The sequence below is a fragment of the Micromonospora coriariae genome, from assembly GCF_900091455.1.
Lineage (GTDB): Bacteria > Actinomycetota > Actinomycetes > Mycobacteriales > Micromonosporaceae > Micromonospora > Micromonospora coriariae.
In genome coordinates this window covers 2,512,863-2,538,900 of sequence record NZ_LT607412.1, presented here as the reverse complement: position 1 = coordinate 2,538,900, position 26,038 = coordinate 2,512,863, and the positions used below count along the sequence as shown (strand labels likewise).

Below are 26,038 nucleotides of genomic sequence, written 5' to 3'. Positions count from 1 at the left end.
CAGTCGCCACCCGCGGGGCCACCTGGGGTGACCGTGGCACCCAGTGGCGTTGACCCGACCACCGTACGACCGGACCGGCGAGGTTCGCCGGCCAGGTTCTAGGCGCGTACCCCCGCCGGGGGCTGCCCCGAGGGGCTCTTCCTGAGCAGCCAGCCGACCGGCGGGCTGACCAGCGGACGCAGTGCCCACACCACCGGCCGGCTTGCGGTGACCCAGACCACCGCCACCACCACGGCGACGAGCGCCAGCAGGGCCGGGATGCTGTCGACCCGACTGTCGAGGGTGGACCAGGCGAAGGCCAGCACGGCGAACCCGTGCAGCAGGTACGGGTACATGGAGTTGGCGCCCCAGCTCGTGAGAAACGTCTGGCGGCGCGGAGCCAGCATCATGATCGCCCAGGTCATCGCGGACGCGACGGCCATCAGTCCGAGCCGGATCAGGACGCCGTCGGTCAGGTCCACCCCGATGCGCTGGTAGGTGCTGTTCCAGTACAGCCAGAGGTTCGGCAGGCGCGAACCGACCAGGTAGGCGATCGGCACGGCAGCGACGAGTACGGCGACCGCGGCGAGCCGCACCCGAGGAGACGGGCGGTAGGCCAGCCTGCCGCGTCCGAGCCAGACGCCGAGGACGAAGAAGGGCAGCATGCCGGCCACCCGGTTCAACGCCAGGGGGTGGCTGAGGACCGTGGTTGCTCCGGCGAGAAGGGAGATCCCGATCGCGATCAGGACGACTCCGCGAAGCTGGGCGAAGAGCGGAGTGAGCATCCGCCAGATGAGCAGGGCGGGCAGGAACCACAGGTGGTAGACCGGGGTCAGGAACTGGTTGACCGTCCAGTCCATGGGCTTGTCCATGGCCGTGTAGAAGCCCATGTAGAGCAGTTGGAACACCACGTACGGCGCGACCAGGTCACGGACCAGCGACGCCGCCCGGCGGCCGGTGAGCTCGGTTGCCGAGAGCATCCCGGACAGCATGGCGAAGGCCGGCATGTGGCACAGGTAGACCAACGTGTAGATCGTTCTGCCGCCCGGCGAGGAGCCGACCGTCTGACCCACTGTGTGGCCGAGCACGACCAGGAGGATCAGCAGCCCTTTGACGTTGTCGATGTACGGGTCGCGGGTGGCCGGCGCGACCGCGAGGTCACTGCTCTGGGGCCGCACCAGGGTTGTCACGCGGCAAGGCTGCCGGGTCGCCGATACTTGATCTAGTTGAAGTGACAAACATCACCAGGTCGGTGGGCGTGCCGGGACGTCACGTCGGTTGGATCAGCCGTAGTAGCGGCGCAGCTCGCGGCTGACCACCTTGCCGGTGGCGTTGCGGGGCAGGTACTTCACGAAGATCACGTCACGGGGTACGGAGAAGCGGGCCAGGTAGTGCCGCACGTACTCGCGGACCGCCTCCGGATCGAGTGTCTCGTCGGGGTGCAGGGCGAGGAACGCGGCGAGGCGCTGGCCGTACTCCGGGTCGGGCACCCCGATCACCGCGGCCTCACGGACCTGCGGCAGCCGGGCGAGCAGGTCCTCCACTTCGGACGGGAAGACGTTCTCACCGCCGGAGACGATCATGTCGTCGGCGCGTCCGTCGACGAAGAGCAGGCCATCGGCGTTGACCCGGCCGAGGTCGCCCGTGTCGAGCAGGCCGTCATGGGTCTCCCGCGTCGCTCCTGACGTGTAGCCCTCGAACAGCATCTCGTTGCCGACGAAGATCCGGCCGACCCGGCCACCGGGAACCGGCTCGCCGTTGTCGTCGAGGATCTCCAGCCGGGTGCCGTGCGGCGGCCGACCGGCGGTGGTGGGTGCGTGCCGCAGGTGGGCCGGCCCGGCGATGGAGGCCCAGGAGACCTCGGTCGAGCCGTACAGGTTGTAGAGCACGTCGCCGTAGGCGTCCATGAACGCCGGGGCGAGCCCACCGGGCAGCGCCGAGCCGCTGACCGCGACCACCTTCAGCGCGGGCCGCGGGTCCGGCGGCGGCACCTCCAGCAGTCGCTGCAGCATCACCGGTACGGCGAAGAGGGCGTCACACCCGTGCGCGGCGAGCGCCGCCAGCGTGGCGGCCGGGTCGAAGCGGCGTTGCAGCACGATGGTGGCCCGCAGCGCGAAGGACACCTGGAGCGCCGCGAAGCCCCAGGTGTGGAAGATCGGTGCGGCGATCATCACCGTGTCCCGGGTGTGCAGCGGGATCCGGTCGATGATGGACACCAGTGGGCCGAAGCCGTTCGGGGTGGGCCGGCGGGCGCCCTTCGGGGAGCCGGTGGTGCCGGAGGTCAGCACGATGATCCGGCCGTCGCGCTCCGGTGGGCGCAGGTCGCCCGGCAGCGCCCCGGCGATCAGCTCCGCATGGGCGCGCTCGTCTACCCGGTGCAGTTCGGCCGGGAGCCCGAGGACCAGCTCGGCGAACTCGTCGTCGTGCACCAGCACCCGTAGTCGTTGCTCCTCGGCGACGGTGGCCAGTTGCGCGGCGGACAGGCCGGTGTTGACCAGGACCGAGTCCACGCCGAGCAGGGTGGCGGCCACGATCGTCTCGATCAGGCCGTGGTGGTTGCGGCAGAGCACCCCGATCCGGTCGCCGGCCTGTACGCCGAGCGCGGCGCGCAGCGCGCGGGCCAGCCGCTCGGCCCGGTCGAGCAGCTCCTGGTAGGTCAGCTGGGTGCCGTGCTCGTCGAGCACCGCCGGCCGGCCGGGGTCCCGGGCGGCGGCTTGGCGCAGCTCACCGGCGAGGCTCCAGCCCCAGGTGCGTAGGGCGTTGAGCTGCGAGGCGACGCGGATGGGTCGGCCGGGGGTGAGCAGGCCGCGTCGGGTCAGCGTGGCGACGACGAACGGCAGGTCCATGCCCTTGGGCCTCCTTCGGGGTGCACGGATGGGCCCCCGGAGGGGCCCATCGTCGGGCTCTGCCGTCGATCATGCACCGGATCCGCCGAGCTGCCCAACCGCTGTGATCAGCGGATCTGCATTCCGGAGATCGCCCGGGAGATCACCAACCGCTGGATCTCGGAGGTGCCCTCGAAGATGGTGTAGATCTTCGCGTCCCGGTACCAGCGCTCCACCGGGTGGTCGCGCAGGAAGCCGGCCCCGCCGAGCAACTGCACCGCCTTCTCGGTGACCGACACCGCGACCTCGCCGGCCTTGAGCTTGGACATCGATCCCTCGCCGGCGGTGAACGGGCGGTTGTTGCGGCCCATCCAGGAGGCCCGCCAGACCAGCAGCCGCGCCGCGTCGATCTCCATCCGCATGTCGGCCAGCGCGAACGCGACCGCCTGGTTCTCGATGATCGGTCGTCCGAACTGGACCCGATCCTTCGCGTAGTCCAGGGCGTACTCGTAGGCGGCCCGGGCCACGCCGAGCGCCTGGGCGCCGACTGTGGGCCGGGACAGCTCGAAGGTACGCATCGCGGCCTGCCCGCTGGCCCGCTGCCCGGAGCGGGCCCGGTCCAGGCGTTCCAGCAGGGCGTCCCGGCCGCCGAGCAGGCAGCGCCCGGGCACGCGTACCCCGTCGAGGAAGACGTCGGCGGTGTGCGACGCGCGCAGGCCCAGCTTGCGCAGCTTGCGGGTGGCGGCCAGGCCGGGGGTGCCCGGCGGTACGACGAACGCCGCCTGGCCCCGGGAGCCGAGCGTGGGGTCGACCGAGGCGGTGACCACGTGCACCCCGGCGATCCCGCCGTTGGTGGCGTACGCCTTCTGCCCGGTCAGCACCCACTCGTCGGTGGCCTCGTCGTAGACCGCCCGGGTGCGCATCGCGCCGACGTCGGAGCCGGCCTCCGGTTCGCTTGTGCAGAACGCGGCGACGGTCGGCGAGTCGACGTCGCCGAAGCACTGCGGCACCCACTCGACCATCTGCTCGGGGGTGCCCGCGCCGTAGATGGCGGCGACGGCGAGCGAGGTGCCGAAGATGCTCAGCCCGATGCCGGCGTCACCCCAGAAGAGTTCCTCGCTGGCGATGGGCAGGGAGAGCCCCGTCGGGTCGGCCCAGCAGGTGGCGAGGAACTCGAAGCCGTAGAGGCCGACCTTGGCGGCTTCCTGGATCACCGGCCACGGGGTGTCCTCGCGCTCGTCCCACTCGGCGGCGGCCGGGCGCACGACCTCGGCGGCGAAGCCGTGCACCCAGTCGCGCAGGTCCCGCTGTTCCTCGTTCAGGTCGAGCGAGAACTCAGCCATGTCAGGCCTTGGGGATGTCGAACAGGTTGGCGATGTTGGCGGCGAGGCCCAGGTCGCCCTTCGCCTTCAGCATGCCGGTCATGAACATCATCACCGGGTTGGCGCCACCGGAGACGATCTTCAGGAACTCCACCGGGCCCATGGTCAGGCTCAGCTTCGGGTCGTGCTGCGGGGTTTCGTTCACGTCGCACTTGCCGTCGGCGATGACCACCTCGTAGGTGTCGCTGCCGCCGTCCGGGCGACCGGTGACGACCCAGTGGATGACCGCGTTGGTGGAGCCGGCCCGGTCCGCGCGGAACAGCGACGGCATCCGGCCGAACACCTCGCCCAGGACCTTGCCGCGCAGATCACCGGACATCACCTGGGCGATCTTGTCGTCCGGAGTGGACTTGACCAGCTGGGCGAACTCCTTGGGCCCGACGTTGGCGAAGGTGGCCGGGTCGAAGTCAGTCATGAGGTGCGCCTTCCGGAAGATTTGGCTACTCGCGCGTAACCCTACGCACGAGTAGGTATGCTCGCAAGGTGTCCACCGCTCCCGCGTTCAAGCGCCTGCCACGGGCCGTCCGTGAGCAGCAGATGCTCGACGCGGCCGTCAAGGTCTTCTCCCGGCGTGGCTTCCACGCCGCCAGCATGGACGAGATCGCGGAGGACGCCGGCATCTCCAAGCCGATGGTCTACGCGTACCTGGGCACGAAGGAGGAGTTGTTCGTCGCCTGCCTGCACCGGGAGGGCACCCGGATGATGCAGGCCATCGCCGGCGCCGCCGCCCCCGACCTGCCGGCCGACGAGCGGCTCTGGCGAGGGTTGCGGGCGTTCTTCGGCTTCGTCGGCGCGTACCGCGACGGCTGGGCCGTGCTCTACCGGCAGGCCCGGGGCGAGCAGCCGTTCGCCGGCGAGCTGGCCACCATGCGGGCCCGGCTGGTCGAGGTGGTCGCCGGGATGCTGGACCACGCGTTGCGGGCGGAGGGCCGCGAGGTGGCGGGCACCGACCTGGAGGTGGTCGCGTACGCCCTGGTGGGCGCGACGGAGTCGCTGGCCGACTGGCTGGCGGACCACCCGGAGGCCGACCCGGAGAAGACCGCCACCCGGATGATGAACGTCGCCTGGCTCGGCGCCGGCCAACTCCTGCACGGCGTCACCTGGCGTCCGCCGGCCGACTGACGACCCCGGCGGAGACAGCGTCGCTGCCCGGCTCGTCGGCCCGCGCCGCAATGCGGCGGTTGCGGAGCCAGCGGACCACCTCGACGACCACAGTCACCGTCAGGGCGAGGCCCAGACCGAGCAGGAGACCACGCAGCGGGTCCTGCTCGAAGGCCAGCCCACCGACGTAGCCGACCAGCGCCGAGTAGAGCCCCCACGAGCTGGCGGCCAGCGCGTCGAAGGCCAGGAACCGTCGCCGGGGATAGCGCACCGCGCCCATGGTGAGGGTGACCGCCGTCCGGCCGCCCGGGATGTAGCGGGCCACGGTGAGGATCAGACCTCCCCGGGTGGCGATCCCCCGACGGGCCCGGTCGATGGCGGCTCGGCGTCGACCGTCGGGCGGCAGTCGGTCGAGCAGCCGGGTGCCGCCAGCCCGCCCGATGGCGTACGAGATGTGGTCGCCGACCAGCGCCCCGGCGGCGGCCACCAGGATCACCGCCGGTAGGTACGGCGCTCCGGAGGCCGCGAACACCCCCGCGGTGATCACCGCCGTCTCGCTCGGCACCACCGGGAAGAAGCCGTCGAGCACCGCGATCGTGAAGATCGCCAGGTACACCCAGGGCGAGGACATCGTGTCGTGCAGCAGGTCGAGCAGATCCATGATCCCGATGCTGGTCGGGGCCGTGGCTCCCGACATCGGCCAGTGGTCAGGTGAGCGCCACTACTTAGGTAGCGGCCGTCCCCGAGGGTGGGTAGGGGTCTTCCCCCACCGCGCCCCGGTCCGGCGGCGCACGGCAGCCCGATCGGTCCGTGAAGCCCTACGCTCGCTGGGTGGCCTTTAGCGCCGTCGTCTTCCGGCGGGCCGTCCAGCGGTACGCTCCGCCGCTGCTCGCCGTCCTGGTCGCCGCGGCCGTGTGGGCCAGCGCGACCGGTGACATCGGGGTCCGCTCGCCGTTGCCGGGCGCTGTCGTGCTGCTGATCGCGCTCGGCTCGGCGTGGGCCGCCGGCACGGTCCGGACCCGCCGCTGGCCGTTGTTCCTGGCCGCGGCGGTCGGCTGGTTGGTGCTCGCCGCGGCGGCCGCCGGTGTGCTGGCCTCGTACCAGGCGGGTCTGCGGTTGCGCGGTCGCCAACTCGCCGGCTACCTCGCCGGGGCGGCCCTGGTGCTGACCGGTGGGGTGCTGGTCGGGTTGGCGGTGGGTGGCGTACGCCGGATCACCACCGCCACCACCGGCAACGTGCTGCTGCTCGCCGCCTGTCTGGTGGGGCTTCCGTTGGTCTTCGGCCTCTGGGTGCGGGCCCGTCAGGACACGCTCGCCGCGCTGCGGGACCGGGCCGAGCGGCTGGAACGCGAGCAGGAGGCCCGCGCCGACCGGGTCCGTGCCGAGGAGCGCACCCGGATCGCCCGGGAGATGCACGACGTGGTGGCACACCGGGTCTCGTTGATGGTGGTGCACGCCGGGGCGCTGGAGGTGACCGCCGAGGACCCGGCGACCGTCGAGGCCGCCGCGCTGATCCGGACGACCGGCCGGCAGGCGCTCACCGACCTGCGCGAGGTGCTGGGCGTGCTGCGCCAGGCCGGCCCGCCCGTGACGCCGGAACGGGGGCTCGACACGTTGGACGAGTTGATCGGGGAGTCCCGTGCCGCCGGGCTGCGGGTGTCCCGGCAGGACGAGGGTGTGCCGACGGCACTACCGGCGACGCTGGGGCGTACCGCGTACCGGGTGGTCCGCGAGGCGCTGACCAACGTGCGCAAGCACGCGGCCGACGCCGAGACGACCGTCTGCCTGCGCTACCTGCCCGACGGGCTGGAGGTGCTGGTCCGCAACGGCCCGTCCGAGGGCGGGTCGGCGCTGCCCGGTGCAGGGCAGGGGCTGCTCGGGCTGCGTGAGCGGTTGGAGTTGCTCGGCGGCCGGTTGGAGGCGACTCCGGTGGACGACGGCTTCCTGGTCCGGGCCCTGATCCCGCTGGCGGGTGCGGCGTGATCCGGGTGGTGGTGGTCGACGACGAGCAGCTGGTCCGGGCCGGGCTGCGGCTGATCCTTGAGGCGGCGGAGGACATCACTGTCGTCGGTGAGGCAGCGGACGGCCCCGGTGCGCTGGAGCAGGCCCAGCGGTTACGCCCCGACGTGGTGCTGCTCGACGTGCGGATGCCGGGCGTCGACGGGCTGACCGTCGCGCCCGACGTGGTCGCCGCCGGCCCGAAGGTGATCATGTTGACCACCTTCGACCTCGACGAGTACGTGCACCGAGCGCTGCGGGCCGGCGCGGTCGGCTTCCTGCTCAAGGACACCCCGCCCCGCGAGTTGGCCGCCGCCGTTCGTACGGTGGCCGCCGGGAACGCGATGCTCGCCCCGACGGTGACCCGGCGCCTGATCAGCTCGTTCGCCGAGCGTGGTCCGGCCCGCCGGGACGCGGCGCGGCAGCGGCTCGCCCCGCTGACCGAGCGGGAGCTGGCGATCGTCCGGGAGGTGGCGCGCGGGCACGGCAACGCGGAGATCGCCCGGCGGCTGACGATGAGCGAGGCCACCGTCAAGGCACACGTCAGCCGGGCGCTGGCAAAACTTCAGGCGGGCAATCGGGTGCAGCTGGCCATCCTGGTGCACGACGCCGAGCTGCTGTGACGGGTGTCAGATCGGTCCGGCCCGGTCGGTGGTGGCGGTGGCGCGGCCGCGCGCCCGGTGGCGCAGCCAACGGGTGCCCTCGATCCCCAGCGTGACGATCACCGACAGGCCGATCCCGGCGAGGACGCCCTTGACGGGGTGCCGTTCGAAGGCCAGCCCACCGAAGTAGCCGAGCAGCCCGCAGTACAGGGCCCAGGTGACCGTCGCGATCGCGTCGTACAGCAGGAACGACCGGCGGGGATAGCGCACCGCGCCCATGGTGAGGGTGACGGCGGTCCGCCCGCCCGGCAGATACCGGGAGGTGGTGAGGATCAGCCCGCCGCGCCGGTTCAGCGCGCGCCGGGCCCACTCCGAGCTGGCTCGTCGGCGGCTGCCATCGGGAAACCCGGCGAGGCGTCTGGCGCCGCCACCGCGCCCGATGGCGTACGAGACGTGGTCACCGGCGCATGCGCCCAGCGCGGCGGCGACGATCACCGCAGCCAGCTTGGGATTTCCACTGGTGGAGAGCACGGCGGCGGTGATGACGGCCGCCTCGCCGGGTACGGCCGGAAAGAACGCGTCGACCGCCGTGAGCCCGAAGATCAGCAGGTACAGCCACGGTGAGGTGACCAGCTGTCGGAGCAGGTCGAGCGCGGAGTCCATGCCCCCATGCTCGCGGGGTGCGACCCGCCCGGTGGCCGAAGCCGCTGGATAACCCCCACCCCGCCCCCGCCCCGTCAATCGACGGGGTGGGGGCGGGGTGGGTCAGGCCGTGCGGACCAGGGTCGGTGGGGCTAGCAGCGGACCGTGCGTCCTCTTGTCGTCGGAGGCGGGGCCGTGCGAGGTGAGCACCACCGGGGTGTCCAGCTCGGCGCGTACCGCTGCCGGCCAGTCCTGCGGTTTGTCGTCGTACAGCGGGCGGGAGCGCAGCAGGCGGGCGGTGAGCGCGGCCTGCCGGTCCAGGTCGCCGGGTGGGCCCGGGACGAGCCGGTCCGTGGTGTCGTAGCGGCGGCAGATCCGCAGCTCCGGGCCGGCGAGGTCGAGGTGGGTCAGCGCCAGGCCGTCGACCCCGCCGGCCGCGGCGAGGGCGTACCGGTGGGCGACCGCGTCGAAGTGGCCGAACCGGAACCGGCCCTGCCACGGGTTCGTCGGGTTGTGCGGATCGGCCAGCGGCAGTCGGGGGTCCTCGGTCACCAGGGGGCCGGCCCCGTGCCGGGTGGTGACCAGCCGGAGCACTCCGATTCGGGTCGCGCCGCCCGGCAGCCCCGCCTCGGCGAGCAGACTGTCGGCGTTGGCGAACGTGGTGGTGCTCCACGTGGTGTACGGGTGGAAGCCGTGCCACTCGTCGAGCAGCACGCCCTGCGCGCCCTCGAAGACGCAGGTCCCCGCGCGCAGCGCCCCGGCGAGCCAACTCCGCTCGACGATCGCGACCCGCCCGGCGAACCCGGTGAACGCGGGCAGGCAGTCCTCGACCGGCGGCGCGTCCAGCGGGCCCAGCTCGGCGGCCAGCCGGTCCCGCAGGGCGGTCAGTCTGCGCCGCAGCAGCGCCGGGCTGCGGCAGTCGGCGACCCGGGGCGCGTCGTCCGGGTGGGCGAGACCGTACGCGACGGCCTCGCCCACCCCGAGCCCGCAGGAGCCGTGCCGGTCGGCTCCCCGGGCGATCTCCCGGGCCCGGTTGGCGGCCCGGTGGTACGGGGTGGCGAGCAGCGCCTCCCCGTCGACGGTCAGGCGGTCGAGCGCGTCGGGCACCCCGACCGTGGCGAGATGGTCGGCCTCGGCGGCCAGCGCCAGCGGGTCCACCACCACGTGCCGCGACAGGTGCGTACGCACCGCGGGATGGAATGTGCCGGCGCCGAACTGCGCGAACGTGTGGTGCCGCCCGTCGCGCAGCACGACGTTGTGCGCCGCCTGCGCGCCCCCGTTGAAGCGGACCACCGTGTGCACGGGGCGGGTGGCGCAGAGCCAGTCCACCACCGTGCCCTTGCCGGCGTCGCCGTAGCCGAGGTCGACCACCGCCACATGCCTCACAGCCGGGTCACCCCACCGGCGGTGTCGCGGAAGGCCGGCAGCGGCGACACCTCGGCCCGCCGCCCCCGGCCGAGGCGGGCCAGCGCCTTCGACACGGTGCCGGTGGCGCCCGATCCCGTCCGGTCCAGGTGTCGCAGGCCCTCGTCCAGGTCGATGGCCTGCTCGCCGAGGCCGATGGTGAGCGCGATGGTCTCGCAGACCGCGTCGAGGTCGTCGAGCACGACGGCGTTCTGCCCGAGCAGGTCCCGCCAGAAGTCGAGCACCTTGGCGTTGCCGGCGTAGTGGCTGCCGGCGGGGAGCAGGTAGTAGGTGTCCCAGCGGCGGGTCACCTCGTCGACGACCTGCCGCAGCGGCACGTCCTCGGGCAGGTCGTCGCCGATCAGGCGGGCCACCTCCCGCGCCTTCACCCGCGGGTACGCCAGCTCGTCGCCGATGATGAACAGGTAGCCGCGCCGGCCGCGCTTCTCCCAGCTGTCGGTGGCGGTGTGTCGGGCCATGAAGTACATGGCCAGCTCGTACGACTCCGTCATCTGCCCGCCGCCACCGCCTTCGAGGACGATCCGGCCGAGGTCGTCGTCCATCCGGTTGTCCGACTCGAACTGGCCCACCTGCAACGGCACCCGGTCACAGGTGGCGTCGCCGATCGCGCCGAACATGATCTGCGGGTCGCTGGCGTAGCCCTGCCGTTGCAGCAGCCCGAGCAGCTGCGGCAGCTTGGTCTGCAGGACGCGCGGCACGTTGCGCATCGAGCCGGTGACGTCGAAGAGGACCGCGATGGGCGTCGACCGGGGGTGCTCGTCGGAGTCGCGGCTCTCGCGCGTCGCGTCGCGGGGGTCGAGCGCCGGGTGCACCGTGCGCGCGCCAGTGTCGCTGTAGGAGAACGCGCTGCGACCGGTGGTGCGCCGGTAGCGGTCGGCGGCGTCGTACACGTCGGTGGACCAGATTCCACTGCCCATGACAGCTCCTTAGGAGGTGAGGGTGAAGGGTCGGAAGGCGCGTGGCCCGTAGAGCCGGTCCAGCACCTCGTCGAGTTCGCGCAGCAGGCGCCAGGCATCGTCGGGCCGGGAGCCCAGGGACGGCTGCCGGCAGGCGTGTGCGAAGTCGAGCAGCTCGCGCGGTGCCTGGCGGTTCATCAGGGAGGTCATGCAGCGGCTGGCCATCGCGATGTCGGTGCCCGGCCCACAGGGCAGCTTCCTGAGGACCTCGCGCGGGTACCAGTCCTCCTGCCCCGGCACCAGCGCCGGGACCGTGCTCCCGACGGGGGTGGAGAGGCACCAGTCGACCAGCACCACGCCGTGGGCATCCGGCTCGATCAGCACGTGTCGCGGCAGGACCTCGCCGTGCACCACGCCCGCCCGGTGGGCCAGGCCGAGCGCCACCAGCAGCCGCCGCCACATCCAGGCCACGTCCCGGGCGTCCAGCCCGTCCGGGTACGCGCGCCGCACCTCGGTCAGGTCGTGCAGGCCGGGCGCGGTGGCGAGCACGTTGATCCGTCGTTCGGCGCCGGTCGCGGCGTCGCGGTGCGGGAACTCGTCGACAAGCCGGGGCACGTACGGCAGGTAACGGGGGTCTCCGCGCTCCGCGATGGTGCGCAGGGCGTGCGCCTCACGGGCCATCAGGTCGTTGTCGGTGGGCCGTCGGGGGAGCTTGAGCAGCCGGTCGTCGCCGACGTCGTAGAGGTCGGCCAGGTCGCCCGTGTGGGCCGGCGAGCCGAGTCGGTAGTCGCCGAGGACGGTGACCTGCCGGGCCCGCCACCGCGCGGTGACCTGGATGAACGCCTCGGTGGCGTCGGCGCGTACCGCCGGGTCGGCCGGCAGCCGGTCGGGGTGCAGGGCCGCGACCAGCTCGCGGTAACGCCGGGCCGGCTGGTCCGTGCCGAACAGGTCCGCGTCGGTGCGGGCCGTCGTGACCAGGTGGACGGCGGCCACCGTCCTCATCGCACCGTCTCCTCGTGGGCGGGGCGCAGCAGCGCCGGGTGCAGCAGTCGGGCGTCGCCGGCCCGGTAGAGCCGGGCGCGGGGGCCACCCCGGGTGCCGCCGCGTTCGGTGCTGGCGCCGGTGCTCTCCACGAAGCCCGGCACGGAGAGCACCTTGCGGTGGAAGTTGCCGGCGTGCAGCGGGTGACCCCAGACCGTCTCGTAGACGGCGCGCAGCTCGCTGATGGTGAACTCGGTGGCGAGGAAGCGCGTCGCGAGCGGGGTGTATTCCAGCTTGGAGCGGGCGCGTTCCAACGCGTCGTCGATGATCCGGCCGTGGTCGAAGGCGAGCTGCCGGCTGGTCAACGCGGTCACCGGCAGCCAGACCGCCTCGTCGGCGTCGCTGCCGGCGGCCGGGTCGGGCAGGTCGGGGGCGAACGCGAGGTGGGCGATCGAGAAGACGCGCATCCGCGGGTCGCGGTCGGGCGCGCCATAGCTGCCCAACTGCTCCAGATGTACGCGGCGCAGCCCCTCGCCGCCGAGCCCGGTCTCCTCGGCCAGCTCGCGTCGGGCACCAGCGGTGAGGTCCTCGTCGGGGCGGACGAAGCCGCCGGGCAGCGCCCAGTGCCCCTCGAAGGGTGGCTGACCGCGCCGGATCAGCAGGAGATGCAGTGCGGCGTCGCGGATGGTCAGCGCCACCACGTCGACGGTCACCGCGACCGACGGGTAGGCCCGGGGGTCGTACGCGGCCAGGAACTCCTGCTCGTCAGTCATGTCTCTCTCAATCTGAGAACATCTCTGCGTGAGAACAACCTAACGCACGAGCACGCCCCTGCCAAGCCCGAATCCGACTCGGCAGGGGCGTCAGCTCACGAGACCAGCCAGGTGTGGTCGACCGCGCGAGTCGTGCAGGGCGAACCCACCATCCGGCAGGAGGGCGAAGCTCACCGTGCTCGGCAGCGGTACGGGCAGCTTGAAGGCGACCTCGACGGTGTAGGCGTCCGGCAAACGGTTCTCCAGTGCGGCCAGGCAGCGCGCCTTGCTCCACATGCCGTGCGCGATCGGCCGGCGGAAGCCGAACAGCCGCGCCCCGAGCAGGGAGGTGTGGATCGGGTTGTGGTCCCCGGAGACGCGCGCGTACTGCGTGCCGATACGGGGCTCCACCCGCCAGCGGGCCGTGGCGGCCGGCGCCTCGGGGTGTCCGCTCCGGTCGCGCCGCTCACCGCCGTCGGGCTTGTGCTCCCGACCGAGGTACGTCGAGACGCCGCGCCAGACCTCCTCCCCGTCGACCGAGCCGACCAGCACCACGTCCACCTGCCGCCCCCGGTCGTGCGGGCGCAGGTCCTCGGCGTACGTCGTGAAGTCGAGGGTCTCGTCGGCGGTGATCGGTCGGCGGACGGTGATCCGGTTGCCGACGTGCACCACGCCGGTCAGCGGGATGGGGAACTCCGGTGCGGTCATCAGCCGCAGGGCCAGCGGGAACCCCATGACGTGCGGGAACGTCGCCGGCAGGCGGTCGGTGAGCCGGAAACCGCAGACCCGGTCGTAGTCGGCCAGATGCGCGCGGTCCACGGTCACCCCGCCCGTGGCCAACTCGACCGCCGGCAGGCCGGGCCCGCGCCGCCCGCCGCCGAGGCCGGGCAGCGCGCCGAGCAACGCCCGTCGGTGGAGCGCACCGGCTGCCGGCATCCGGGGCAGTTCGACGCGCGTACGGCCACCCGGGTCGGGCATACCCGCCGCGGCCAGGGTCTCCGCCGACAGCGCCTCCGTCGGGCCGTCGATCAGCTCGTGCAGGGAAACGTCGTCGCCCGACCCGTCCGCCGGCTTCCTCCGCGCGCCCATCACGCCCCCAGCAGGCTCTGGCCGCAGACCCGGACCACGTTTCCGCTGACCGCGCCGCTGGCCGGCCAGGCCAGCCAACCGATCGTCTCGGCCACGTCCACCGGCAGCCCGCCCTGGGCCAGGCTGTTCATCCGCCGGCCCGCCTCGCGGACCACCAGCGGGATGCGCGCGGTCAGCCGGGTCTCGATGAAGCCGGGGGCCACCGCGTTGACGCTGATCCCCCGATCGTGCAGGGCGGGGGCGAGCGAGTCGACCAGACCGATCACGCCGGCCTTGCTGGTGGAGTAGTTGGTCTGCCCCCGGTTGCCGGCGATCCCGGCGATCGAGGAGACCGACACGATCCGCCCGCCGGCCGGGATGAGCTTCCGCTCCAGCAACACGTCGTTGATCCGCTCCTGGCTGGAGAGGTTGACGTCGATCACCTGGTCCCACCGGTCGGCGTCCATCCGGCCGAGCGTCTTGTCGCGGGTGATGCCGGCGTTGTGCACCACCACGTCGACCCGGCCGTGCCGGCTGCCCAGGTGGTCGGCGAGCCGGGCCGGCGCGTCCGGCGCGGTCAGGTCGAGCTGGACGGCTGTGCCGCCGATGTCGTTCGCCACCGCCGCGAGGGCGTCCCCGGCGGCGGGGATGTCCAACGCCACCACCTGGGCGCCGTCGCGGGCGAGCACGCGGGCCAGCGCGGCACCGATACCCCGGGCGGCGCCGGTGACCAGCACGACCTGCCCGTCCAGCGGGCGGTCCCAGTCGGCCGGTGCGCTCGCGTCGCCGGTGCCGACCCGGATCACCTGCCCCGAGACGTACGCGGACCGGCCTGACAGCAGGAAGCGCAGCGTGGACTCCAGACTGACCCGGGTGGCCGCGTCGGCGTTCTTCGTGACGTACACCAGTTGGGCGGTGACACCCAGGCCGAACTCCTTGCCGATGCTGCGGACCAGCCCCTCCAGGGCCCGCTGGGCGGTCGCCTCGCGCGGCGTCGGACACTCCTGCGGCGGGGTGCCCAACACGATCACCCGACCGCTGGGCAGCACCGCCCGGGCCTGCGGGTGGAAGAAGTCGTAGAGCTGGCGTAGCTGGGTGGAGTCGGTGATGCCGGTCGCGTCGTACGCCAGGGCGGCGAAGCGCGAGGCGGCGGCGGGGTCGGACAGCTCGACCCCGGCGGCGCTGAAGATCTTGCCGACCGGCTCGGCGAGCCGGCCGCCGGTTGACGAGCCGAGCAAGACCGGCCCGGGAACGAGCGGGTCGCCCGGCGTGTGCCGGCGGAGTCGGGGCGGGTCGGGCAGCCCGAGGCGCTTTACCAGCGCGCGACCGGCCCCCGTTCGGACGAAGCTCGCGTAGCGGTCGCTCATGACCGTAGCCTACTGACGAGTAGGTTCGATGCAACCCCTTCGCCGCCGTGGTCGGTCGTCAGGCGTCTGAACCCGGCCCCGCCGTTCGTAGGGCCCGCCATCGGTCCACCAAGGCGGGAAGTTCGCGGAACATGAAGCCGTAAAAGTCCCGCATCTCCGCCAGTCGCCTGGCGGCCGGGCTGCCCTTCCCCGCTGCGGCGATCCCCTGGTCGGCCGCCTCGAACATGGCCTGGACCGTCCCGTTCTGCGCCGACATCAGGGTGGCCCAGGCACCCTCCCGCAGTCGGTAGTGCTCACGGCGGCTGCCCGGCGCCGGCACCCGTTCGATCAGTCCGACCGTGGACAGCATCTTGATCGCGCCCGACACCGAGCCCGAGCTGACGCCGAGCTCCTCGGTGAGCTCGGTCGCCGTCACGCTCTCCGAGTCGGCGAAGAGGAACGCCGCCATCACCCGCGCGGTCGCTTTCTGCAGCCCGCCCTCGGCCAGGATCAGCGCCATGCGTTCGGCCGCCGCGGTGGTGTCCGCCAAGGTTGCCGCCTCCTTCTGTGTCGGCGACTACTTTAACATCTCTCAGTGTTCAAAAATCTCTGAACACTCTGATAGCTTGTGCCCATGCCTCCCGCTATCGAGCTCAACGGGCTCACCAAGACGTACGGATCCCGGCGCGGCCTGACCGCTCTCACCCTCGACGTGCAGCCCGGCGAGGTGTTCGGCTACCTCGGCCCCAACGGCGCCGGAAAGTCCACCACCATTCGGCTGCTGCTGAGCCTGATCCGCCCCACCGAGGGCTCCGCCCGGGTGCTCGGGCTGGATCCCGCCGTCGACGCCGTCGATCTGCACCGCCGGATCGGCTATCTCGCCGGTGACTTTGTGGTCGACGGCCGCCAGCGGGCGGGGGAGTGCCTGACGTTCCTGGGCAACCTGCGCGGCGGCGTACCGGCGGCGCGGATCGTCGAGCTGGCCGACCGCCTCGAACTGGATCTGACCGCCCGAATCAAGAGCCTGTCCAAGGGCAACCGGCAGAAGGTCGGGCTGGTGCAGGCGTTCATGCACCGGCCGGAGCTGCTGATCCTGGACGAGCCGACGTCGGGGCTGGACCCCCTGGTGCAGCAGACGTTCCTCAAGTTGGTCGCCGAGGCCCGGCAGGACGGCGGAACCGTCTTCATGTCCAGCCACATCATGAGCGAGGTCGAGGCGGTCGCCGACCGCGTCGCGATCATCCGCGAGGGCCGGCTCGTCGCCCTGGACACGGTCGCCGCCCTCCAGGCCCGGTCCGAACTGCGGATCCAGCTCACCTTCGGCGAGCCAGTCCGGGCCGCGGAGTTCGCGGCCCTGCCCGGTGTCCGGGACGTGCTCGTGAGCGGTTCCGTCCTCGAGTGCCGGATCAACGGCACCCCGGACGCCCTCATCAAGGCCGCTGCCCGGCACGCCGTCACCGGGCTGCGGGCCGACCGGCAGGACCTGGAAGAGCTGTTCCACGGCTACTACACCGGCGGCGCGCGGCAGGAGACCAGCGATGTCGCCTGACGCCCGCAACTCCCTTCCTTTCAGCCACTCCGACGCCCACGAGGGCGCGGCAACGAACGGCGGCAAGATGAATCCAGCAACGGCAGGTGTTCGGCCGGCCCGGCCGGCGACCTCCACCGTCGGCGTGGTCCCGGGCACCTCGACGATCGCCCGGGCCTTCAGCCGATCGGTGGCCGGCAAGACGCTCTACGACAACCGCCGCATTTTCACGGTCTGGGCGCTGGCCACCGGCCTGCTCACGATGGCCTACGCCAGCTTCTATCCGCAACTGTCCGCCGATTCCCCGACGAGCGTGCCGGAGGCGATGAGGGGCTTCGGACTGGACGACAACGCCACCGCTGCCGGCTACCTTCAGGGAGCCGTGTTCGGGCTGCTCGTACCGCTGCTGGTCACCTTCTACGGCGCGGCGACCGGAGCGCGGATGACCTCGGCTGACGAGGAGTCCGGCTACCTCGACCTGCTGCTGGCGCACCCGATTGGGCGGGCCCGGCTGCTGCTGCACCGTTTCGCGGCCCTCGCCGTCGGCGCCGTGCTGCTCTCCGGGGCCGTCATGCTTGCCGTGCTCACCGTGCGGATGTCCGCCCGACTGGACTCGATCAGCGTCGCCAACTTCACCGCCCAGACAGTCAACCTGGCGTTGCTCGGTCTGTTCTTCGGCGCACTCGGTACGGCCGTCGGCGCGGCCACCGGGAAGAGCCGGGCCACGGTCTTCGGCCTCACCGCCGGCCTGGGCGTGCTCGGGTACGCCCTGAACGGGTTCGCGCCACAGATCGGCGCGGAGTGGTCGCGCCACCTCACCCCGTTCCAGTACTACATCGGGGGCGAACCGTTGCGGTACGGCTTCGTGCCGGTCGACGCGGCCGTCCTAGCCGTCGCCACGGCCGTCCTGCTCGGGGCGGGCATCCTGCGGTTCGCCCGGCGAGATCTCGGCCGCTGAGCCGAAAAGCAGGGCCCTGTCAACGCCTCGCGTTGTACAGGGAGCCCCTGTTCAGATCTGCCGGCCGGCGGCGACCGGCACGGGCCCGGCGAGCCGGGCCGGCAGACCCGGGGCTCGCGCGGTGGTCACCGAGCGGCGTAGCCTACTGGCGAGTAGGGTTCGAGCAACACATGTCGAGGAGGCGGATCGTGCAGAGCATCCGGCGCGTCGCGGTCATCGGGGGCAACCGAATCCCCTTCGCCCGTTCCAACTCCCGCTACGCGGACGCGTCCAACTCGGACATGCTCGGCGCGGCGCTGGACGGTCTGATCGCCCGGTACGGGCTGGCCGGGCAGCGGGTTGGCGAGGTGGTGGCCGGGGCGGTGCTCAAGCACTCCCGTGACTTCAACCTGACCCGGGAGGTCGTGCTCGGCTCCAGGCTCGACCCGCACACCCCGGCGTACGACATCCAGCAGGCCTGCGGCACCGGCCTGGAGGCGGCGATCCTGGTCGCCAACAAGATCGCCCTCGGGCAGCTGGACGTGGGCATCGCCGGTGGCGTCGACACCACCTCCGACGCGCCCCTGGCGGTCAACGAGGAGATGCGCCGGACGCTGCTCAAGCTCAACTCCGCCCGCACGCTGGGCGAACGGCTCAAGATCGCGGCGAAGCTGCGCCCGCTCCAGCCGTTCAAGCCGGAGATCCCGCGCAACGCGGAGCCGCGTACCGGGCTGTCCATGGGAGACCACGCCGCCCGCACCGCTCTGCGCTGGCAAATCGACCGGCGTTCCCAGGACGAGTTGGCGCTGCGCTCGCACCAGCGGCTGGCCGCCGCGTACGACAGGGGCTTCTTCGACGACCTCATGACGCCGTACCTGGGCCTCACCCGCGATGCGAACCTGCGCCCCGACACCAGCCTGGAGAAGCTCGGCTCGCTCAGGCCGGTCTTCGGCACCCGTGGCCCGGACGCCGAGCAGGCCACCATGACTGCCGGCAACTCCTCGCCGCTCACCGACGGCGCGTCCACCGTGCTGCTGGCCAGCGAGGAGTGGGCGAGCGCGCACAACCTGCCGGTGCTGGCCTGGTTCAGCTGGTCGGAGACGGCGGCGGTGGACTTCGTGCACGGTGACGAGGGGCTGCTGATGGCCCCCGCGTACGCGGTGCCCCGGATGCTGGGCCGGGCCGGGCTGACGCTCCAGGACTTCGACTACTACGAGATCCATGAGGCGTTCGCCTCGCAGGTGCTGGCCACCCTCGCCGCCTGGGAGTCGCCGGAGTTCTGCAAGGACCGGCTCGGACTGGACGCCCCGCTGGGCGCCATCGACCGGGACCGGGTGAACGTCAACGGCTCCTCGCTGGCCGCCGGGCACCCGTTCGCCGCCACCGGTGGACGGATCGTGGCGACCCTGGCCAAGCTGCTGGCCGAGAAGGGCAGCGGACGCGGACTGATCTCGATCTGTGCCGCCGGGGGTCAGGGCGTCACGGCGATCCTGGAGCGCTGACGGCCGCACCACGCCGGTGATCCCGCCCTGGTCACGGTTCGCGGGGACGGTGACCCCGTCCGGGGATGGGCACCGGGTGCGGGAGAATGGGCACCGTGACGACGATCCCGAACGTGCTCGCCAACCGGTACGCCTCGCCCGAACTGGTCGCCCTCTGGTCACCGGAGGAGAAGGTCCGGATGGAGAGGCGGCTCTGGCTCGCCGTGCTCCGCGCTCAGCGCGATCTCGGCGTGGCCGTGCCGGACGGCGTGGTCGAGGCGTACGAGCGGGTGCTCGACCAGGTCGACCTGGCCTCCATCGCGGAGCGGGAGCGGGTCACGCGGCACGACGTGAAGGCTCGGATCGAGGAGTTCAGCGCGCTCGCCGGGTTCGAGCACGTGCACAAGGGGATGACCTCCCGGGATCTCACCGAGAACGTCGAGCAGCTCCAGGTGCGTGCCTCGCTCGAGCTGATCCGGGATCGGGTGGTGGCCACCCTGGCCCGGCTCGCCTGGCTCGCCCACGAGCACTCCGAGCTGGTGATGACCGGGCGTTCGCACAACGTGGCGGCGCAGGCCACCACGCTGGGCAAGCGCTTCGCCTCGGCGGCGGAGGAGCTGCTCATCGCGTACGAGCGGCTGGAGGAGCTGATCGCCCGCTACCCGCTGCGCGGGATCAAGGGGCCGGTCGGCACGGCCGCCGACCAGCTCGACCTCTTCGACGGCGATCCCGACAAGGTGGCCGAGCTGGAGCGCCGGGTCGCCGAGCACCTGGGCTTCTCCCGGGTGCTGGACAGCGTCGGGCAGGTGTACCCGCGTTCACTGGACTTCGACGTGCTGGCCGCGCTGGCGCAGACCGCCGCCGCGCCGTCGTCGCTGGCCACCACGATCCGGCTGATGGTCGGTCAGGAGCTGGTCACCGAGGGCTTCAAGCCGGGTCAGGTCGGCTCCAGCGCGATGCCGCACAAGATGAACACCCGGTCCTCCGAGCGGGTGAACGGCTTCGCGGTGATCATTCGGGGCTACCTGTCGATGGTCGGCGAGCTGGCCGGTGACCAGTGGAACGAGGGGGACGTGTCCTGCTCGGTGGTCCGCCGGGTCGCCCTGCCGGACGCCTTCTTCGCCGCCGACGGGCTGTTCCAGACCTTCCTCACCGTCCTCGACGAGTTCGGCGCGTACCCCGCGGTGATCAACCGGGAGCTGGAGCGGTTCCTGCCCTTCCTGGCCACCACGAAGATCCTGGTCGCGGCGGTCCGGCGGGGCGTCGGTCGGGAGGTCGCGCACGAGGTGATCAAGGAGCACGCGGTCGCGGTGGCGCTGGCCATGCGCGAGAAGGGCTCGCCGGAGAACGACCTGTTCGACCGGCTCGCGGCGGACGGTCGGCTCGGCCTGTCCCGCGCCGACATCGACACCCTCGTCGCCGACCGCACCGCCTTCGTCGGCGCCGCCCCGGCCCAGGTCGCAGCGGTCACCCGCCGCATCACCGCCGTGGTGACGGCCCACCCGAACGCCGCCACCTACTCCCCACCCCCGATCCTCTGAACCCCCGCCCGGCCCCGCGCGCCCGGCCCGCCCCGGCCGGTCCCGCGCGGTGACCGCTCCCGCGCGTGATCATGAAGTTATTGCCGCGACACGCCGAGGCGGACGGCAATAACTTCATGATCGACCGGGTGAAGGCGGGCCCGGGGCGGCCGGGCCCGGCCGGGCCGGGGTGGGTGGGGTTAGTCGCCGGTGGGGGTTTCGGCGGCGGTGCGGAGGTTCGGGGCGCTGGCCGGTTCGGCGATGCCGCCGGGCGACTCGGTGAAGCCGGCGTCGTGCGCCGTTTCCGCGGCGATCGCTGGCTGATCGGCGGGCATGACGTCCGGCATGACGGGTGCGACGATCACCGCCGTGCCGTACGCGCAGATCTCCATCCACATCTCGCCACAGTCCCGGCTGTCGAACCGCATGCCGATCACCGCGTTGGCGCCGAGCCGCAGGGCCTCCTCGCCGAGCCGGGCCACCGAGTCGGTGCGCCAGCGGGTCAGGTTGTCCGGGGCCAGCGGGTCGTACGCGCCACCGCGCAGGTTCTTGACCCCCTCGCGGTACGGGTTGCGCGTCCTGGCCATCGATGACACCACCTCACCGAGAATCTGGCGGATTTCGTAGCCGGGCAGTTGCTCCGTCGTCACGACCAGCACGGTTCCGATGCTGTCAGGAGCGGCGTGACCCGATCGTGTGCATTGTTCACCTGATCGGATGCTGCAAAACGACGCGGCGCGGACGGCCGGCGCAGGGCCTGCCATCCGCGCCGCGCGGGGCGCTAACCGTCAGACACCGGCCGTCGAGGTGATCCAGCCCCGGTTGTACGCGACGCTGCCGTAGTTCTGGATGCTGGAGCCGTCGGCCGTCGAGGCCACGCCGACCTGCCGGCCGTTGTAGAACTGCGGGCCGCCCGAGTCGCCCCGCCAGGCGTTGCCGTTGATCCTGGTGCTGCGGATCGCCTGGCCGCCGTACGCGTCGGTGGCGCTGTTGCTGGTCACCCGCACGGTGGCGGTCTTGAGCTGGCTGGACGCCGAGCAGCCGCTGTAGCAGGTCATGCCCCAGCCGTAGATCGAGTTGGTCGAGTTGATCGGCGGGTTGCTGCTGGCCAGGCTCACCGCCGAGGTGCTGACCGTGCTGGAGAGGCGCATGAGGGCGAGGTCGTTGCGGGTGTAGGTGGCGCTGACGGTACGGGTGACCCCGCCCGAGGAGCGGTAGACGCTGCCGACCCGGACGGACATGGTGCCGCTGATGCAGTGCCGGGCGGTGAGCACCCACTGCGGGGCGATCACGCTGCCGGAACAGGTGAACGAGCCGTTGCTCATCACCGCGGCGGCCCAGGGGGCGGACGAGACGGTGCCGCCGCCGATGATGGGTTGCGGGCCGGCCGGGGCGGCGACCGCGCCGGACGCGGCGCCGAGGACGCCGGTGAGCGCGACGCCGAGCAGGGCGAGCAGGGGACGGATGCGCATGGGGTGGACTCCTTGGACGGGGCGGACCCGGGGTCGCCGGGTGCGGGAGGGCGACAGCGGGGGGTCCCCGTCATCGCCAACATCGAATGATATCGATACAATAGGGCCCTGGGCGGCTGTTTTCAAGGATTTGATTGAGGTTGATCAATGTAACGATTCGGCCACCCTCAGCGCCGTATATGCCCTGGTGAGACCGCGTGTCCCGCGCGGCGACCCATCCCGGCCGCCGGTTGTGCAGCGCACCGCCTGAACTGCACCCGGCCGGTGCGTCCGCGGCCGTATCTGCCAGGTACGCTGGCTGCGCTCGCCCGTTGTGGGTCGGCACCCAACTGCGTACACAGTCAGGAGTGCCCAGTGCCTCGCGTCGTCGTCGACGTCATGCTCAAGCCCGAGATCCTCGATCCGCAGGGCCAGGCCGTCGCAAACGCGCTGCCCCGGCTCGGCGTCAGCGACGTCGCCTCGGTTCGGATCGGCAGGCGGATCGAGATCGAGTTCACCGGTGAACCGGACCTGGACCGAGCCCGGGAGATCGCCGACAAGCTCCTCGCCAACCCGGTCATCGAGGACTTCACCGTCCGCCTGGTCGAGGCCGACGAGACCGCGGACGCCCGCTCGTGACCGCCCGGGTCGGTGTGGTCACCTTCCCCGGCTCGCTCGACGACGGGGACGCCGCCCGCGCCGTCCGGATCGCCGGGGCCGAGCCGGTCCGGCTCTGGCACGGTGACCCGGCGCTGCACGGGGTGGACGCGGTCGTGTTGCCCGGCGGCTTCTCCTACGGTGACTACCTGCGCTGCGGCGCCATCGCCCGGTTCGCGCCGGTGATGGAGACGATCGTGGACGCCGCCCAGGGCGGTCTGCCGGTGCTCGGCATCTGCAACGGCTTCCAGATTCTCTGCGAGGCGCACCTGCTGCCCGGCGCGCTCACCCGCAACCAGCACCTGCACTTCCGCAACCGGGACCAGATCCTGCGCATCGAGTCGGCCGGCACCGCGTGGACCAACGCGTTCCAGCCCGGCCAGGAGGTGCTCATCCCGGTGAAGAACGGCGAGGGTTGCTACGTCGCCGACACCGCGACGCTCGATCAGCTCGAAGCCGAGGGTCGGGTGGTCGCCCGCTACGTCGGCGGCAACCCGAACGGGTCGCAGCGCGACATCGCCGCGATCACCAACCCCGCAGGCAACGTGGTCGGCATCATGCCGCACCCCGAGCACGCGGTGGAGGCGCTCACCGGCCCCTCGCTGGACGGCCTCGGCTTCTTCACCTCGGTCCTCAAGCACCTGGTGGGGGCGCCAGCGTGAGCGCGCAGTCGCGAACGAAGTGTGGGGCGGTGACCGGCGGCACGATCATCGGTCAGCTCAACCGCCGGTCGGGCGGGCACGAGCGCAGCGAGGAGAGGTCATGACCACCCATCCGGACCCGGTACGGGACACACCGGAGGCGTACTCCGCCCCGGCGCAGCCGACCGAGCCGAGCCCGGCGCAGCCCGCCGCCCCGGCGCCCGCCGCCGCCCAGCCGGCCGCCGTCGACTGGACCGAGGGCGTGGACACAGTGCCGCGCGCCGGTGGCACCCCGGGAGAGCTCCAGCCGTACACCGAGCTGGGGCTCCGTGACGACGAGTACGACCGGATCCGGCAGATCCTCGGCCGTCGGCCCACCCAGTCCGAGTTGGCGATGTACTCGATCATGTGGAGCGAGCACTGCTCCTACAAGTCGAGCAAGGTGCACCTGCGCCAGTTCGGTGAGAAGGCCCCGCACAGCGACCGGCTGCTCGCCGGCATCGGCGAGAACGCCGGCGTGGTGCAGGTCTCCGACGAGCTGGCGGTGACCTTCAAGGTCGAGTCGCACAACCACCCGAGCTTCGTCGAGCCGTACCAGGGTGCGGCGACCGGCGTCGGCGGCATCGTCCGGGACATCCTCGCCATGGGCGCCCGCCCGGTCGCGGTGATGGACCCGCTGCGCTTCGGTGCCGCGGACCACCCGGACACCGCCCGGGTCCTCACCGGCGTGGTCGCCGGCGTGGGTGGCTACGGCAACTGCCTCGGCCTGCCCAACATCGGTGGCGAGCTGGTCTTCGACCCCTCCTACCAGGGCAACCCGTTGCTCAACGCGCTCTGCCTGGGCGTGCTGCCGGTCAACCGGTTGCAGAACAAGGCGGCCGCCGGCCCCGGCAACGTGGTCGTGCTGATGGGCGCCAAGACCGGCCGGGACGGCATCGGCGGTGTCTCGGTGCTGGCCAGCGCCACCTTCGACGAGGGCAGCGAGCAGCGCCGCCCCGCCGTGCAGGTCGGCGACCCGTTCACCGAGAAGCTGTTGATCGAGGCCTGCCTGGAGCTGTACGACGGCCAGCTGGTCGTCGGCATCCAGGACCTCGGCGGCGCCGGGCTGACCTGCGCGCTCACCGAGACCGCCGCCGCGGCCGGCACCGGCATGCGGGTCTGGCTGGAGCGGGTGCCCCTGCGTGAGCCGTCGATGGACCCGCACGAGATCCTGGCCAGCGAGTCCCAGGAGCGCATGCTGCTGGTCGTCGAGCCGGACAAGCTCGACGCGGTGCTCAAGACCGCCGAGAAGTGGGGCGTGCTCGCCACCGCGATCGGCGAGGTCACCGCGCCGGAGCCGGACGGCAGCCCGGGCCGGTTGCTGATCACCTGGCAGGACCACCTGGTGGTCGACGTGCCGCCGGGCTCGCTGGTCGACGACGGCCCGGTCTACGCCCGGCCGATGCGTGAGCCGGCCGACCTGATCCTGCTCCAGGCCGACCGGGCCGAGACGCTTCCCCGCCCGGCCGACCCGGAGGCGCTGCGGGAGACCGTGCTGCGCATGATCGCGTCGCCCAACCTGGCCGACAAGACCTGGGTCACCGAGCAGTACGACCGCTACGTGCTGGGCAACACCGTGCTCGCCCAGCCGGAGGACGGCGGCGTGATCCGGATCGACGAGCGGACCGGGCTCGGCGTGGCGCTGTCCGTGGACGGCAACGGCCGGTACGCCCGGCTCGACCCGTACAACGGCACCAAGCTGGCGCTGGCCGAGGCGTACCGGAACGTGGCGGTGACCGGCGCGAAGCCGATCGCCGTGACCAACTGCCTGAACTTCGGCTCCCCGGAGGACCCGGGCGTAATGTGGCAGTTCGCCGAGGCCGTACGCGGCCTGGCGGACGGCTGCCTGGAGCTGGGCATCCCGGTCACCGGCGGCAACGTCAGCTTCTACAACCAGACCGGCGCTGCGGCCATCCACCCGACCCCGGTGGTCGGCGTGCTGGGCGTGCTGGACAACGTCGCCGACCGGGTCCCGATGGGCTTCGTCCCGCGCGCCGCCGGCGACCACGACCAGCTCTACCTGCTCGGCGAGACCAACGTGGAGCTCTCCGGCTCGGAGTGGGCCTGGGTGACGCACGAGCACCTCGGCGGCATCCCGCCGCAGGTCGACCTTGCCCGGGAGAAGGCGCTGGCCGACCTGCTGGCCGAGGCCGCCCGGGTCGGTCACCTCACCTCGGCGCACGACCTCTCCGACGGTGGCCTCGCCCAGAGCCTTGTCGAGTCCTGCCTGCGCCGCGGCGTCGGCGCCCGGATCGCGGTGCCGGAGCACTTCGCCGGCGGCTCGATGCCGTTCGTCTACCTGTTCAGCGAGTCGGCGGCACGGGCGCTGGTGTCGGTGCCGCGCGGCCACGACAAGGCGTTCGCGGCGCTCTGCGCCGAGCGCGGGGTGCCGTTCGAGCTGATCGGCGTCACCGACCCGGCTGGTGGTGCGCTGGAGGTGCACGGCCAGTTCCGGATCGGGCTGGACGAGCTGCGCGCCGCGCACACCGAGACGTTGCCGCGCCTCTTCGGTGGCGCCGCCGACGTCGAGGTGCCCGCACCGGCGGCCGGCGTGGCGGGCGCGGTCGAGGCAGTGCCGCTGCCGGTCGCGCAGGCCGAGCCGGTTGATGCGGGAGAGGTCGTCTCCGAGCCGATCGCGTCGGCCGGCCCGGCTCCGCAGACCGGTGCCGTCGAGCCGGTCGCCGAGGCTGCCGAGAGCCCGGTCGAGGACACCGAGCCCGCCGGGCCCGGTGAGTCGTCCGAGGCTGGCTCCGGTGTCACCGAGCCGTCGCCTGACGAGCGCTGAGG

General features: G+C 72.3%; 25 protein-coding genes. 10 read left to right on the top strand and 15 right to left on the bottom strand.

Annotated features, from left to right (window positions below; genetic code table 11):
- Positions 1-98 precede the first annotated feature (98 nt).
- The 4 genes from GA0070607_RS11895 to GA0070607_RS11880 all read right to left on the bottom strand — a co-directional run bounded on the left by GA0070607_RS11895 (position 99) and on the right by GA0070607_RS11880 (position 4,601).
- The gene (locus GA0070607_RS11895; protein WP_157743137.1) at positions 99-1,169 is read right to left on the bottom strand and encodes an acyltransferase family protein; all 1,071 of its coding nucleotides are present in this window, start codon (positions 1,167-1,169) and stop codon (positions 99-101) included.
- A 93-nt stretch (positions 1,170-1,262) separates the two neighbouring features.
- Entirely contained in the window at positions 1,263-2,825 is a 1,563-nt protein-coding gene (locus GA0070607_RS11890; RefSeq protein ID WP_089018261.1) for an AMP-binding protein, read from the bottom strand.
- Positions 2,826-2,932: 107 nt separating this feature from the next.
- Positions 2,933-4,147 (bottom strand): acyl-CoA dehydrogenase family protein, encoded by a 1,215-nt coding sequence (locus GA0070607_RS11885; protein WP_089018260.1) that lies wholly within the window; start codon positions 4,145-4,147, stop codon positions 2,933-2,935.
- A 1-nt stretch (position 4,148) separates the two neighbouring features.
- Positions 4,149-4,601 (bottom strand): SCP2 sterol-binding domain-containing protein, encoded by a 453-nt coding sequence (locus GA0070607_RS11880; protein ID WP_089018259.1) that lies wholly within the window; start codon positions 4,599-4,601, stop codon positions 4,149-4,151.
- A 68-nt stretch (positions 4,602-4,669) separates the two neighbouring features.
- Here GA0070607_RS11880 and GA0070607_RS11875 point away from each other — a divergent pair, with 68 nt between their 5' ends.
- Positions 4,670-5,308: a TetR/AcrR family transcriptional regulator gene (locus tag GA0070607_RS11875; RefSeq protein ID WP_089018258.1), complete on the top strand. Its 639-nt coding sequence runs from the start codon at positions 4,670-4,672 to the stop codon at positions 5,306-5,308.
- Here GA0070607_RS11875 and GA0070607_RS11870 read toward each other — a convergent pair.
- Positions 5,283-5,948 (bottom strand): DedA family protein, encoded by a 666-nt coding sequence (locus GA0070607_RS11870; protein WP_408630881.1) that lies wholly within the window; start codon positions 5,946-5,948, stop codon positions 5,283-5,285. The two genes, GA0070607_RS11875 and GA0070607_RS11870, sit on opposite strands and share 26 nt — an antisense overlap.
- A gap of 170 nt (positions 5,949-6,118) precedes the next feature.
- On the opposite strand from GA0070607_RS11870, the gene GA0070607_RS11865 reads away from it, so the two are divergent.
- Both GA0070607_RS11865 and GA0070607_RS11860 read left to right on the top strand, forming a co-directional pair.
- A complete protein-coding gene (locus GA0070607_RS11865) occupies positions 6,119-7,270 on the top strand; it encodes a sensor histidine kinase (RefSeq protein WP_157743136.1) in 1,152 nt (383 codons plus the stop codon).
- Positions 7,267-7,908 carry a response regulator gene (locus GA0070607_RS11860; protein ID WP_089018256.1) on the top strand — a complete coding sequence of 214 codons (642 nt, stop codon included), beginning with the start codon at positions 7,267-7,269 and terminating at the stop codon, positions 7,906-7,908. The genes GA0070607_RS11865 and GA0070607_RS11860 overlap by 4 nt, the downstream gene beginning before the upstream one ends.
- A gap of 6 nt (positions 7,909-7,914) precedes the next feature.
- Here the strand turns inward: GA0070607_RS11860 and GA0070607_RS11855 are convergent, their stop codons facing one another.
- The 8 genes from GA0070607_RS11855 to GA0070607_RS11820 form a co-directional block, all read right to left on the bottom strand.
- Complete coding sequence (locus GA0070607_RS11855; RefSeq protein WP_089018255.1) at positions 7,915-8,550, bottom strand: DedA family protein; 636 nt, start codon at positions 8,548-8,550, stop codon at positions 7,915-7,917.
- Between the two features lie 102 nt (positions 8,551-8,652).
- Positions 8,653-9,915, bottom strand: a complete 1,263-nt coding sequence (locus GA0070607_RS11850) for an adenylosuccinate synthetase (protein ID WP_089018254.1) — start codon at positions 9,913-9,915, stop codon at positions 8,653-8,655.
- Positions 9,912-10,871 (bottom strand): hypothetical protein, encoded by a 960-nt coding sequence (locus GA0070607_RS11845; protein WP_089018253.1) that lies wholly within the window; start codon positions 10,869-10,871, stop codon positions 9,912-9,914. The genes GA0070607_RS11850 and GA0070607_RS11845 overlap by 4 nt, the downstream gene beginning before the upstream one ends.
- 9 nt (positions 10,872-10,880) lie before the next feature.
- Positions 10,881-11,852 carry a serine/threonine protein kinase gene (locus GA0070607_RS11840; RefSeq protein ID WP_089018252.1) on the bottom strand — a complete coding sequence of 324 codons (972 nt, stop codon included), beginning with the start codon at positions 11,850-11,852 and terminating at the stop codon, positions 10,881-10,883.
- The gene (locus GA0070607_RS11835) at positions 11,849-12,604 is read right to left on the bottom strand and encodes an NUDIX hydrolase (protein ID WP_089018251.1); all 756 of its coding nucleotides are present in this window, start codon (positions 12,602-12,604) and stop codon (positions 11,849-11,851) included. The genes GA0070607_RS11840 and GA0070607_RS11835 overlap by 4 nt, the downstream gene beginning before the upstream one ends.
- A gap of 90 nt (positions 12,605-12,694) precedes the next feature.
- The gene (locus GA0070607_RS11830) at positions 12,695-13,561 is read right to left on the bottom strand and encodes a MaoC family dehydratase (RefSeq protein WP_231931145.1); all 867 of its coding nucleotides are present in this window, start codon (positions 13,559-13,561) and stop codon (positions 12,695-12,697) included.
- A 110-nt stretch (positions 13,562-13,671) separates the two neighbouring features.
- Positions 13,672-15,018 (bottom strand): 3-oxoacyl-ACP reductase, encoded by a 1,347-nt coding sequence (locus GA0070607_RS11825; RefSeq protein ID WP_089018249.1) that lies wholly within the window; start codon positions 15,016-15,018, stop codon positions 13,672-13,674.
- Between the two features lie 58 nt (positions 15,019-15,076).
- Positions 15,077-15,547: a GbsR/MarR family transcriptional regulator gene (locus GA0070607_RS11820; RefSeq protein WP_231930973.1), complete on the bottom strand. Its 471-nt coding sequence runs from the start codon at positions 15,545-15,547 to the stop codon at positions 15,077-15,079.
- An 84-nt stretch (positions 15,548-15,631) separates the two neighbouring features.
- Between GA0070607_RS11820 and GA0070607_RS11815 the strand changes: the two genes are divergently transcribed.
- The 4 genes from GA0070607_RS11815 (at position 15,632) to purB (ending at position 20,484) form a co-directional block, all read left to right on the top strand.
- Positions 15,632-16,546, top strand: coding sequence for an ABC transporter ATP-binding protein (locus GA0070607_RS11815; RefSeq protein ID WP_089018248.1), 915 nt, complete (start codon positions 15,632-15,634; stop codon positions 16,544-16,546).
- Positions 16,536-17,483, top strand: coding sequence for an ABC transporter permease subunit (locus GA0070607_RS11810; protein ID WP_231930971.1), 948 nt, complete (start codon positions 16,536-16,538; stop codon positions 17,481-17,483). Before GA0070607_RS11815 ends, GA0070607_RS11810 begins: the two co-directional genes overlap by 11 nt.
- A gap of 188 nt (positions 17,484-17,671) precedes the next feature.
- Positions 17,672-18,964, top strand: coding sequence for an acetyl-CoA C-acetyltransferase (locus GA0070607_RS11805; RefSeq protein WP_089018247.1), 1,293 nt, complete (start codon positions 17,672-17,674; stop codon positions 18,962-18,964).
- A gap of 95 nt (positions 18,965-19,059) precedes the next feature.
- Positions 19,060-20,484 carry an adenylosuccinate lyase gene (gene purB / locus GA0070607_RS11800; protein WP_089021801.1) on the top strand — a complete coding sequence of 475 codons (1,425 nt, stop codon included), beginning with the start codon at positions 19,060-19,062 and terminating at the stop codon, positions 20,482-20,484.
- Positions 20,485-20,663: 179 nt separating this feature from the next.
- Here the strand turns inward: purB and GA0070607_RS11795 are convergent, their stop codons facing one another.
- Together GA0070607_RS11795 and GA0070607_RS11790 are read right to left on the bottom strand one after the other, a co-directional pair.
- Complete coding sequence (locus tag GA0070607_RS11795; protein ID WP_089018246.1) at positions 20,664-21,227, bottom strand: YbjQ family protein; 564 nt, start codon at positions 21,225-21,227, stop codon at positions 20,664-20,666.
- Between the two features lie 24 nt (positions 21,228-21,251).
- The gene (locus GA0070607_RS11790; protein ID WP_089018245.1) at positions 21,252-21,935 is read right to left on the bottom strand and encodes a S1 family peptidase; all 684 of its coding nucleotides are present in this window, start codon (positions 21,933-21,935) and stop codon (positions 21,252-21,254) included.
- A 354-nt stretch (positions 21,936-22,289) separates the two neighbouring features.
- On the opposite strand from GA0070607_RS11790, the gene purS reads away from it, so the two are divergent.
- The 3 genes from purS (at position 22,290) to purL (ending at position 26,036) form a co-directional block, all read left to right on the top strand.
- The gene (gene purS, locus GA0070607_RS11785) at positions 22,290-22,553 is read left to right on the top strand and encodes a phosphoribosylformylglycinamidine synthase subunit PurS (protein WP_030332194.1); all 264 of its coding nucleotides are present in this window, start codon (positions 22,290-22,292) and stop codon (positions 22,551-22,553) included.
- Positions 22,550-23,233: a phosphoribosylformylglycinamidine synthase subunit PurQ gene (gene purQ, locus GA0070607_RS11780; protein WP_089018244.1), complete on the top strand. Its 684-nt coding sequence runs from the start codon at positions 22,550-22,552 to the stop codon at positions 23,231-23,233. Before purS ends, purQ begins: the two co-directional genes overlap by 4 nt.
- A gap of 100 nt (positions 23,234-23,333) precedes the next feature.
- The gene (purL, locus tag GA0070607_RS11775) at positions 23,334-26,036 is read left to right on the top strand and encodes a phosphoribosylformylglycinamidine synthase subunit PurL (protein WP_089018243.1); all 2,703 of its coding nucleotides are present in this window, start codon (positions 23,334-23,336) and stop codon (positions 26,034-26,036) included.
- The last annotated feature ends 2 nt before the right edge of the window (positions 26,037-26,038 follow it).